Genomic DNA, 10,533 nt, shown 5'->3' with positions numbered 1-10,533 from the left:
GTTCTACCATTGAACTATACCCGCGTCGCAATCAGCCCAGGCAGTTCAGCGTTCCAGGCTGTTTCGACAGTGATTCACTGTCTGAAAATGGTGGTGGGGGCTGGATTCGAACCAGCGAAGCTTTCGCGTCAGATTTACAGTCTGATCCCTTTGGCCGCTCGGGAACCCCACCGAATTGGCGCGCATTATGTTCACAGAGCCGGATACTGTCAACACTTTTTTTGCTTATTTATTATTAACTTACGATTTACTTGCAGAAATCCCTGCAATAACCCCGCCCGCAGCGGCGGCTTTACTCACATTCAGCCATTTCCCAGCTGATCTGATCGTCGCCAGCCTGGATGCGCTCGCGCATGCGTTCATTGAGTTGAGAGACTTCTTTTACCTCTACCCAGTACTCCCGGGATGACTCATTCACTACGCGGATATCAACCGGAATATCGTATTGCGCAACTTTATCACGCACACTTTCTGCCGACTCTTTCTTGCGGAACAGCCCCAGCGACACACCTTCCGCCAGGTCGCCCTGAGTGATGATGTAGCTGTCGATGTTGCGGCGCTGCAATTCTTTAAGTGTGCGTAACGCTTCTTCGCGCCCCGAGCGTGGTGGCACGTGCACCCAATATTCCGCCGGATTATCCGTGGTGACTTCAAGCGTTTTAATATGGCCATTGAGTCCAACAGCCGCTACCCGCGCCAACAGATGTTTTGCATCCAGTTCGTCACTGTATGGACCGGCGGCGTAACACAGCTGGTCTGGCGTGTTTCTGCTGGCAGTTTTCTGCACCACAGGCTTCAGCACACCGTCACTTTCACTGACCAGCAACAGAGTCCGGCCTTTATTCTGTATTTCTGCTACCGGCATATCCGCCAGCGGTTGATTCTGTTTCTGCCAGAACACCACCAGCAGAAGCAGGTTTCCGGCTACCAGGGTAAAAAAGATCCAGCGCATAAGGAGTCCATACCATCAAATACAAGATCAGAATAAAAATTCAGCTTTAATTCAGTGCTTAACCACTGACCATCGCCACCAGTAATCATTAACTCATGGGCGGGAAAATCCACCAGCAGAGAGTGCACAAAACTCAGCTGCTGCCGTCTTGCGCCCTGCACCACGCAGGCCACGGTACTGGTGCCAGGCCCGGTGTTAATCCCGCCCTGCTCATCCAGATACGATTTCACCCGGTCAGTACTGTTAAATAATGCCTGGGCTGACAATGCCAGCCCGGGAACAATAAAACCACCCTCATGCCGGTCCTCAGCCGATAACAGATCCGCCGTCAGCGCCGTTCCGGCATCCACAACAAGCAACGCACCTTGCTTATGTTGCCGGGCACCGAGCATAGCCAGCCAGCGATCCACACCTAAACGCGAAGGCTGACTGTAGCAGTGTGCAATCAGAGTCACCTGCGCTGGCGTTTCACCTAACCAGTGCAGCCGTTTGCCATAACGGTATTCAAGGGCGCTTTTAATATCCGCACGCTCGCGTACCGACGCCACCAGCACTTTATCAGCATCCGGGAGATTTTCCGTGAGCCCGTCGTCATAGGCGGACACACCATTGGCAGCAATCCGGCTGGCGTTACGCAGTTGCCATTTCAGCCGGGTGTTGCCCAGATCAATCAGCAGCACGGACACTGATTTCTCCGGCATTAATGATCTCAATTCCCTTTTCCGTACGCAGCATCAGTTCGCCTTTACGGTTAACGCCTTTAACAACGCCGGGTGTTTCATGACCCGGTGCAATAATCCGCACTTCACGCCCCATAAATATGTCACGCTCTGCCCAATATTGCTGATACGGTGCAAAGCCTTCACGCTGAAATTCATCGACGACTTTCAGCAGTTCGTCGAGGACCGCTGCGGCAACCTGATTACGGGAAAGATCGGGCTTCAGGGATTTAAGTTCCGCCCATGGCTGTTCGATTTCCGCGGCATCCTGTTCACTCAGCGATAAATTAAGGCCAATGCCGATCACCACCTGACAATGACTGGAATACTCGCCAGTGACTTCAAGCAGAATGCCGGCCAGTTTTTTGCCATTGGCATAGACATCATTCGGCCATTTCAAACCTATGCCTTCGATGCCCAGCCTGACCAGCGCGCGCTCAACGGCAATAGCTGTCATCAGACTGAGACCTTCCAGCGAAGCGATGCCACCACTGAACGACGCCAGCAGCGACAAATAAATATTTTTCCCGAATGGACTCACCCAGCGACGGCCACGCCGGCCGCGCCCACCGAGTTGTTTTTCGGCCAGCACTGCGTAGCGCTTGCCCATGTGATCACCGGCACGCTCAAACAGATAGGTATTGGTGGAGTTCACATCCAGCAGGATGTCGAGAATATCCAGACGTTGAGTCAGCGCCTGCTGAATACGCTGCTGATCGAGCAGTTCAATGCCGTCCTGCAAGCGGTAGCCACGTCCTTTCACCGACGAATACGGAATATCCAGCTCATCGAGCTTTTTCATCTGCTTCCATACCGCTGCCCGGCTGACACCAAGCGCCTCTCCCAGCTCTTCACCAGAATGAAACTGGCCATCCGCCAGCACCGTCAGAATTTTATTCAGCATGTCGCTCCTCCGCCGGGGCAATATACATGATCCGCCCCGCTGCAGCATCTGCGCGGCAATTAAGCACAGGACTAAGCACAGGACCGGGCCTGTAACCCACTGGCGGTAAGATCAACGTCAGTGACCTATCGTATGCATAGTGAGATTCAATTAGTTTCTGACAGCTAATCCACTATAACTATAAGAAGATGGGCAGGAGGATATTACTATGTTGAGAAGATCGTTCAGCACGCCTTTCACTCAGGCCATGCTCGAGGTGTTCAGGATCTATGCCTGTCAGGAAGCCTGGGCGGACGATGCTTCAGAATCGCTGTAAAGCGACGGCGTAAGCAGAAGCATCAGGGACTGCGGGGTAAGATCAAGCAGCAATGCAGGTAACGAGAGCCCTGCCGGCGGCACCCAGACCGGGCGCTCATTGATGGCGCAGTACTCACAATCGGCGGTGTGCCGGTCACCGGCACCGCTCATCATGTCTGTGACGCTGTTCATCCCGGCGACAACAATCATAAGGGAGATCAGCACTAACCCGGTCATGCCGGAAGAAGGACGCATACAGGTACCAGCCTTACTGCCTGAATAAAGAACTGACCAGATTTCGACCAGGTCAGTCCAGCTTAGCGGCATGGATATTGAAATGCACCTCCACCGCCCGCTGCACATCACGAATGGTCGGTGTTTTTTCAGTGTGCACCAGAATAATCAGCGACTGTGCATGCACATTATGGTTACCGTCCGGGTGCGTAATCACTTCGCCGTCTTTGGTGACGTACGCCAGCGGCGTCCCCAGATTAGCCTGAATAATGGCGTTGACGACGTCGGCCCAGCGCTCACCTTCCAGCCATACAGGGAAACGCACCGGATGATCATCTGCATGGGTGAACATATCTTCGATGATCAGCTCAACCCCCGGCGCAACCATGGCACGCACGATAATTTCCGGGTAAGAGCGGATCGGCCGCAATACCGTTTTAATCTGCAGATCTTTCAGACGCTGACGGTTTTCGTCTTCCACACACTCAACAATAGTGATGTGACCAAGCTGCTGCTTATACAGGCGGTAAGCAATATCAAAGGTATAGCTGTCGCTGTCGGCGGAATATTCGTCCCGGGCCAGTACCACGATATGACTGGCCCGCTCAGCTCCGGCGCGCTCCAGATCCTGCGGACGACTGGCCGAGCCGGTGGTATGCACAACCCCCAGTGCCCGCAGACTCTCTGGCAGGCCATCAGCAAACTCTTCGTTGAGCAGCTGAATCGGTGTATCACGATACTCTTCGCTTTCCCGGATCTGGCTGATCATGCGCAGAAAATACGCTTCGCCGTTATATTTGGGTGAATTGATGATGAGTATGTGTTCGGCCATATTCCAGTCCCAGTGTCCGGTGCGGATACGTTCACGACGCGCGATGCGAAAATCCACATAGTCGCTGATTAAGAAAGTCATCAGAGTGATGCCACAGATGAACATCAGTACCGCAGTAGCAATCTGCCCGGCCTGAGTTTCAGCTGAATAGTCGCCGTAGCCAACCGTCGTCAGTGTGGTCAGGGTCAGCCAGACCGCCGGCCACATTTCCATGCCTTCGAGCCACATCATGGCCACCACATGCAGCAGCGCAAACGACAGCAACAGCAGACCGGAGCGCAGCACAGAACGGAGAATCTTACGATCCGTCTGATAGACGGCATGACGCACGCGGTTATGACGGCTGATAAAGCGCGTAACCTTATTGCGTTCTGAACTGTTGGAGCGTGCCTGATGATTCATGGGCGAATCATAACCCCGCTGCCGCCGCTCTGACAGTAGCGCCTGAAAAAACCGCGCCGATCCGCTACACTCCGCGCAACAAATCGCGACACAGAACACGGAGACACCCGAATGAGTTACCACATCTACGGCATTGGTAATGCCCTGGTCGACCAGGAATTTGAAATCGATGACGCCTTCTTTACTAAAGCCGGTATCGAAAAAGGCATGATGACCCTGATCGACGAACAGCAGCTGGCCTCAATGCTGGACACCCTGAACTCCGGTTACGGCCTGAAAAAACGCGCCTGTGGTGGCAGTGCCGCGAATACCATTATTGGTGCCAGCTATTTCGGCGCGAAAACCTTTTACACATGTAACGTTGCCAGTGACGAAACCGGCGATTTCTACGTTGCCGATTTAAAAGCTGCCGGTGTCGACACCAATATGGATGGCGCCCGTGATGAAGGCGTTACCGGTAAATGTCTGGTGATGGTGACGCCGGATGCCGAACGCACCATGAACACCTACCTGGGCATCACCAGCAATCTGGAAGAGAAACACATTCACGAGGACGCTCTGGCGGCTTCAGAATATGTATACATCGAAGGCTATCTGGTGACCTCTGACACGTCCCGCAGTGCTGCCATTAAAGTGCGTGAGCTGGCGCATAAACATAACGTGAAAGTCGCCATGACCTTCTCTGACCCGGCCATGGTGCAGTTCTTTAAAGACGGCCTGTTGGAAATGCTGGGCGATGGCGTTGACCTGCTGTTCTGCAACGAACAGGAAGCCAAACTGCTGGCAGATACAGACCACCTGGATGACGCCATCGAATCACTGAAGCAATACGCCAGAACCTTCGCCATTACGCTGGGCGGTGAAGGCGCAGTGGCCTTTGATGGTGAGACCCTGCATAAGATTGCGCCGAATCCGGTTAAGGCAGTGGATACCAATGGCGCAGGCGATATGTTTGCCGGCGCATTCCTCTATGCCATTACCCATGGCCATGACTTTGCCGCTGCCGGCCGTCTGGCTTCGGCAGCATCGGCACAGGTTGTCAGCCAGTTCGGTCCTCGTCTGGAAGCCGAACAGCACGAGCCGCTGAAAGCCGCACTCTGATCGACTGTCCGGGTCATGCGCGTACAGCCCGGCACTCTGAAGCCCACCTCTGCGGTGGGCTTTTCTTTACCTGTTGGCAAAACCCGACTGATCACTTTTTGAACAATCCAACCCCCTGTTACATACCCCGAGGGACAAGGGGATTTTTCATCAACTTATGCTCAAACTTATCCACAGAATCTGTGAATAAAGCGTAACAGAAGCGCCATATAAGCCGTTTACAAAGTAAAAACAAGGGTTGTTTTTTACCTTTTTGCAATATTTCCTGCAGGGAGTGGTACAAATGCTCCAATTTATTTCCAACCACCCTGAAAAATAAATTAACCTTTAAAAATCAATAACTTAAAAAAAACCAATCAATTCGCCTGGTCATAAAACCGACAAAAATGTACTTTATTCAGAGATTACCCTCAGGTTTTATTCAGGATACTCACAGGACTCTGTTAATAACTTTACCGTGAGCAGCCATTCTTGGGATAACTTTTCAACTGACTGCAATCAGGATTACCACTCAGATCGCTTTCAGGTCTGAAACCGACGACAGTAACCCCGACATTGCAGAGCGTTATGCCAGCAGCAGAGATATACTCAACAGAGTTGTCGATTGCCGGAGTTACCCTTGGAATTACTGAAGCGTCTGTTACTGCCTGTCATTATGCTGTTGCTGGCTGCCGGCTTCTGGAGCAGCCCCCAGTTTCAGCAGATTGCTGCCGGGGTTGCCATCTTCCTGTTCGGCATGCTGTCGCTGGAGCGCGGCTTTCAGTCCTTTACCGGCGGTGTTATCGAGCGCGTCCTGAAACAGTCCACCAGCACCACGGCACGCGCACTGGGGTTCGGTGTGGTCGCCACCACTCTGATGCAATCCAGCTCGCTGGTGTCGGTTCTTACTATCTCCTTTTTATCCGCCGGACTGATGAACCTGAGCGCCGGGCTTGGGGTTATCTTTGGCGCCAATCTGGGTACCACAACCGGCGCCTGGCTGATCGCCGGCTTTGGTCTGTCGATCAAACTGTCGCAGCTGGCCATGCCCATGCTGGTATTCGGGGTGATGCTGTTATTTCAGCCCAATCAGACCCGTGCAGGAATTGGCCATATTCTCGCCGGCGTCGGTTTTCTGTTCCTCGGTATTGATTATATGAAGGACGGCTTTGCCGGCCTGCAATCCGGTCTCGATCTCAGCCGCTTTACCTCTGACGGCATTATCTCATTGGGCATCTATACCCTGTTCGGCGCGGTTGCTACCGTCATTATGCAATCCAGCCACGCCACTCTGGTTCTGACACTGACTGCACTGGCCGCCGGCCACGTGGGCTACAGTGATGCCCTGGCGCTGGCCATCGGTGCCAACGTCGGTACCACAGTGACCGCTGTCATCGGCAGTCTCGGAGCGAGCATTGCCGGTAAGCAACTGGCCCTGGGCCACCTGCTGTTCAATCTGGTTACCGGTGCCGTAGCGCTGTTGCTGATGCCGGTACTGATACTGCTGGTCGATGGCTTAGCTGACCTGCTGCACATCGCCCCGGATAACTACACGCTTAAACTGGCGCTGTTCCATACCCTGTTTAACCTGCTCGGTGTCCTGATCATGGTGCCGAATTTGAGCAGACTGGAAACCTGGCTGAACAAACGCCTGCCGCAAAAAGTCCGTGATTATCGTCAACCGCAGTTTCTGACCGACGCCGCCATGTCTACGCCGGTGGCGGCGGTAACGGTCACCCGTCAGGAAAGCATTCACCTCTACTCGGTAACGGCGGACCTGATTGTGCGCGGTCTGGGCTGGGATGATGAAGAATTCCGCCGTGGTCAGGCTGTTGCGCTGCTCAGAGAGCATCACAAAGACACCACCGCCGATGAACTGCAGCAAAGCTACGAGCAGGACATCAAAGGCATTTATTCCGCCATTATCAGCTATATTTCCAGCGCCCGTGAGCACACCAGCGGGCGCTATGATGAACAACTGCGTGAACTGCGCGCGGCGGATTATCATCTTGTTGAAGCCATCAAGGCCACCAAGCACCTGCAGCGCAATATGACCCACTATCTGCACGGTCAGAACAAAGACATGGGAAATGCTTATCAGCAACTGCGTGAAGCCATTGCTGAAACCTTACGCGCCATTGCCAATATCCGCGACCTCGACGACCCGCTGGAAAGCCGTCTGGCACTGGATCATCAGATGCTGATCCGCCAGCGTCAGTCGGAAGATTCCGACAGCCTCACAGAAAATCTGATCCGCTCACGTAAAATCAGTGCAGAAATGGCAACGTCACTGATGAATGATAAAGGCTACGCCATGCGCGTCTGTCATTCATTACTGGAAGCTGCCCGTTATCTGTTTATTGACGAACAGCAGCCACAGACGCAACATCCGGAAACACTGACACTGGAAAGCGAAGATCTGTCTGCGATCAATCAGACACTGCTGCAGGATTCTGGACCTGACACAAAAGCTTCTGCAGGCAGCCATTCATCAGACAGGGAGGAGAAGTTATGAAGTTTACGAAACTGATTAAAAAACTGAACAACCTGTTTGATCCGCAGCAACGCGATAAAAGAATCCGCCGTAAAGACACCAAAGCGGCGCTAAAGAAAATCCGCGACAAACAACATGAGCTGGAACAGCGCCTTAAGGAATGCAGCAGCGATCTGGAAGCAAAAGAATTGCAGGAGAAAATCTCGATTCTGATGGCGCAGCGTGCCAAAGGGCTGGAATTTCTGAAAGAAACAAAAAAGAAGGAAGACTGATCTCTTATCTCTTCCCACTCTTATTTCTTCCTTCTGTCGGTCTTACACAGCCTGCCCTTTAACCCCTTAACAGCGTCACCTGATACAGCCCGCCAATCACCAGATATTCCTGCTCACCGGGCAAGACTCCGGGCAATAAGCCGGGGAAATACAATAACTTCACCAGTGGCACATCCACTTTAATCAACTGATCACCGAAGGCATCGGCGTAGTCTTTTTCACTGCTGAAGGAATTAAGATTATTCAGCAACACCAGCGCCTGTTGTCTGTCGCGGCTGTTTTCAGCCGTGATCTCAGGCGGCATAACATCATGCTGCTGCCAATGGTTTATGCCGCGGAAAAGAGTCCAGTGCGACTGCCCGGGAAAACGCCGCTTTAATTCATACTGACACCAGGCATAAAGCACATCCAGCTGTGCCTCCAGCGCATTGGTGTTGTAAAGACCACGGGCACGCAATGCCTGAAACCTCAGCCAGGATTCACTGTGATAATCGCCAAGCGGCCCCTGATGGTAGCGCGGCAATAAGCCAAAGCGGGATTCTGCCCAACCTTTTAATACTGCTGCTTCCTGACTGTCAGCATCAAACATCCAGCCGCGCAGCGTACGCAGGAAATCCGCTTTAGGGCGACACACATTACCCTGATGATTCAGCCCGGCCTGATCAAGATGATCGAGCAGAAAGCAGGAACTCATATAGTCACGGAAACAGGACGCCCGGCTCTCTGCTTTATCAAACGCATGCAGGCTCTGAAAAAACGCCCGATGCAATTCCATCACACCATCCAGCCATAACGGCTGTGGCGCCAGCTGAAATGCCACGCTGCCGAGTACGACCGCTGGTAAATTGCAGCGGTTCAGAGTCAGCATGGCATGCGCAGGCAGTGCAGGATATTGCATTAACTCAGTATTCACAGTCAGCAAAGCCGCCACTTAGCGTTGGATGGATAAACGGACAGGCACATACTAAATCCTTAAGCTTTATATTGTTATTGATCCGTGTCGTACAAGTATCGCAACAGAATACAAACAGGGAGTCTGCCGATGCTCACTCTGCAACAGAGATACCGTGGTGCGCTGCTGGGTCTGGCCTGCGGCGATGCGCTGGGCACCACGCTTGAATTCAGACTACCGGGCAGTTTTGAACCCATCACGGATATCACAGGGGGCGGCCCGTTCAAACTGCAGGCCGGTCAATGGACGGACGACACTTCCATGGCTCTGTGCCTGGCCGAATCCCTGCTGGAAAAACAGGCGTTTGATGCCGAAGATCAAATGCAACGCTACGTAAAATGGTGGCAGGAAGGTCATCTGAGCAGCACCGGACAGTGCTTTGATATTGGCCAGGCAACCCGCACCGCACTGCAGGAATACCTCACCCATGGTGATCCCTTTGCGGGTTCCACTCACCCCATGTCTGCCGGCAATGGTTCGATAATGCGCCTGGCGCCGGTGGTTATGTTCTTTTTCCCCGACAACGAAGCCGCCCTGCACTTTGCAGTTGAAAGCTCACGTACCACCCACGCTGCCGCTGAGTGTCTGGATGCCTGTCGCTATATGGCCTGGCAATTGGCTGAAATATTCAGTGGAGCAGACAAACAGGCATTACAAAGTGCTGCTTATACCCCTGAAACACGCAAGCTGAGTAAAATTCACCAGGGCTCATACCTGAATAAGCAGCGCCAGGAACTGCGTGGCAGCGGCTATGTGATTGAAAGTCTGGAAGCTGCCATGTGGTGCTTTCACCAGCACGATAATTACGCCGACGCGGTTCTTGCCGCCGCCAACCTGGGCGATGATGCCGATACCACCGCCGCGGTCTGTGGTCAGCTGGCCGGCGCATACTATGGTATCGACGCTATACCTCAGCACTGGCAGGATAAAATTACCCTGCATGCACAGATCACAGAATTCGCCGACCGGCTGCTGGCCAGCGCCGGGCATTAAGTCATGGGATTTAAGCGTTCGGCTGGCTTTTCTGCACTGGCTTTCCTGAAAAACCAGCTTAACCGTCGGTTTCACTCCCGGGCTCTGCACTCAAACCCAAATCCACATTCAGATCCGCATCGTCCCGTCAGACCCATAAAGTACCGTCGTTATTTCTGCCGTAAGACCTTGTCGTGACGTTAAAGGAATTTATTCTTTTCAGCGTAATCCACCTCTCAAACGTGGCGTAAAGCCGACAAAATATCCGCTCTGTTTTTCGGCCCGGAAACTATTTTTTTCATTTTGTATGAAAAACAACAAAGCGTCGGCAGCGACATTCCGTGTCCTGTCACCTTCCTGACAACTGATACAGATCAAATTTTATTCTTCTTAAATATCAACAACTTAAACAATCCAGTCCGT

At 52.9% G+C, this 10,533-nt stretch carries 10 protein-coding genes and 1 tRNA gene; 4 read left to right on the top strand and 7 right to left on the bottom strand.

Features of this window, described 5'->3' with window-relative positions; genetic code table 11:
* Positions 1-88: 88 nt before the first annotated feature.
* The 6 genes from B2Z72_RS14425 to B2Z72_RS14400 all read right to left on the bottom strand — a co-directional run bounded on the left by B2Z72_RS14425 (position 89) and on the right by B2Z72_RS14400 (position 4,340).
* Positions 89-172, bottom strand: a tRNA-Tyr gene (locus B2Z72_RS14425).
* Positions 173-292: 120 nt separating this feature from the next.
* Positions 293-952, bottom strand: a complete 660-nt coding sequence (locus B2Z72_RS14420; RefSeq protein ID WP_296982037.1) for an SPOR domain-containing protein — start codon at positions 950-952, stop codon at positions 293-295.
* Positions 925-1,638, bottom strand: a complete 714-nt coding sequence (locus tag B2Z72_RS14415) for a type III pantothenate kinase (RefSeq protein ID WP_296982035.1) — start codon at positions 1,636-1,638, stop codon at positions 925-927. The genes B2Z72_RS14420 and B2Z72_RS14415 overlap by 28 nt, the downstream gene beginning before the upstream one ends.
* Positions 1,619-2,575, bottom strand: a complete 957-nt coding sequence (gene birA, locus B2Z72_RS14410; RefSeq protein ID WP_297005145.1) for a bifunctional biotin--[acetyl-CoA-carboxylase] ligase/biotin operon repressor BirA — start codon at positions 2,573-2,575, stop codon at positions 1,619-1,621. The genes B2Z72_RS14415 and birA overlap by 20 nt, the downstream gene beginning before the upstream one ends.
* A 276-nt stretch (positions 2,576-2,851) precedes the next feature.
* Complete coding sequence (locus B2Z72_RS14405; RefSeq protein ID WP_296982030.1) at positions 2,852-3,127, bottom strand: hypothetical protein; 276 nt, start codon at positions 3,125-3,127, stop codon at positions 2,852-2,854.
* 52 nt (positions 3,128-3,179) lie between these two features.
* The gene (locus B2Z72_RS14400; protein ID WP_296982029.1) at positions 3,180-4,340 is read right to left on the bottom strand and encodes a potassium channel family protein; all 1,161 of its coding nucleotides are present in this window, start codon (positions 4,338-4,340) and stop codon (positions 3,180-3,182) included.
* Positions 4,341-4,451: 111 nt separating this feature from the next.
* On the opposite strand from B2Z72_RS14400, the gene B2Z72_RS14395 reads away from it, so the two are divergent.
* The 3 genes from B2Z72_RS14395 to B2Z72_RS14385 all read left to right on the top strand — a co-directional run bounded on the left by B2Z72_RS14395 (position 4,452) and on the right by B2Z72_RS14385 (position 8,186).
* The gene (locus B2Z72_RS14395) at positions 4,452-5,441 is read left to right on the top strand and encodes an adenosine kinase (protein WP_296982027.1); all 990 of its coding nucleotides are present in this window, start codon (positions 4,452-4,454) and stop codon (positions 5,439-5,441) included.
* 619 nt (positions 5,442-6,060) lie between these two features.
* The gene (locus B2Z72_RS14390; RefSeq protein WP_296982025.1) at positions 6,061-7,935 is read left to right on the top strand and encodes a Na/Pi cotransporter family protein; all 1,875 of its coding nucleotides are present in this window, start codon (positions 6,061-6,063) and stop codon (positions 7,933-7,935) included.
* A complete protein-coding gene (locus B2Z72_RS14385; RefSeq protein ID WP_296982023.1) occupies positions 7,932-8,186 on the top strand; it encodes a hypothetical protein in 255 nt (84 codons plus the stop codon). The genes B2Z72_RS14390 and B2Z72_RS14385 overlap by 4 nt, the downstream gene beginning before the upstream one ends.
* Positions 8,187-8,244: 58 nt before the next feature.
* Here the strand turns inward: B2Z72_RS14385 and B2Z72_RS14380 are convergent, their stop codons facing one another.
* Positions 8,245-9,054 carry an NAD(+)--dinitrogen-reductase ADP-D-ribosyltransferase gene (locus B2Z72_RS14380; RefSeq protein WP_296982021.1) on the bottom strand — a complete coding sequence of 270 codons (810 nt, stop codon included), beginning with the start codon at positions 9,052-9,054 and terminating at the stop codon, positions 8,245-8,247.
* A gap of 174 nt (positions 9,055-9,228) precedes the next feature.
* Here B2Z72_RS14380 and B2Z72_RS14375 point away from each other — a divergent pair, with 174 nt between their 5' ends.
* Positions 9,229-10,131, top strand: coding sequence for an ADP-ribosylglycohydrolase family protein (locus B2Z72_RS14375; protein WP_296982020.1), 903 nt, complete (start codon positions 9,229-9,231; stop codon positions 10,129-10,131).
* The last annotated feature ends 402 nt before the right edge of the window (positions 10,132-10,533 follow it).

Source organism: Thalassolituus sp. UBA6592, from assembly GCF_002433655.1.
GTDB lineage: Bacteria > Pseudomonadota > Gammaproteobacteria > Pseudomonadales > Oceanobacteraceae > Venatoribacter.
The sequence above is the reverse complement of the archived record's forward strand: the minus strand, read 5'-3'. Positions and strand labels throughout refer to the sequence as shown.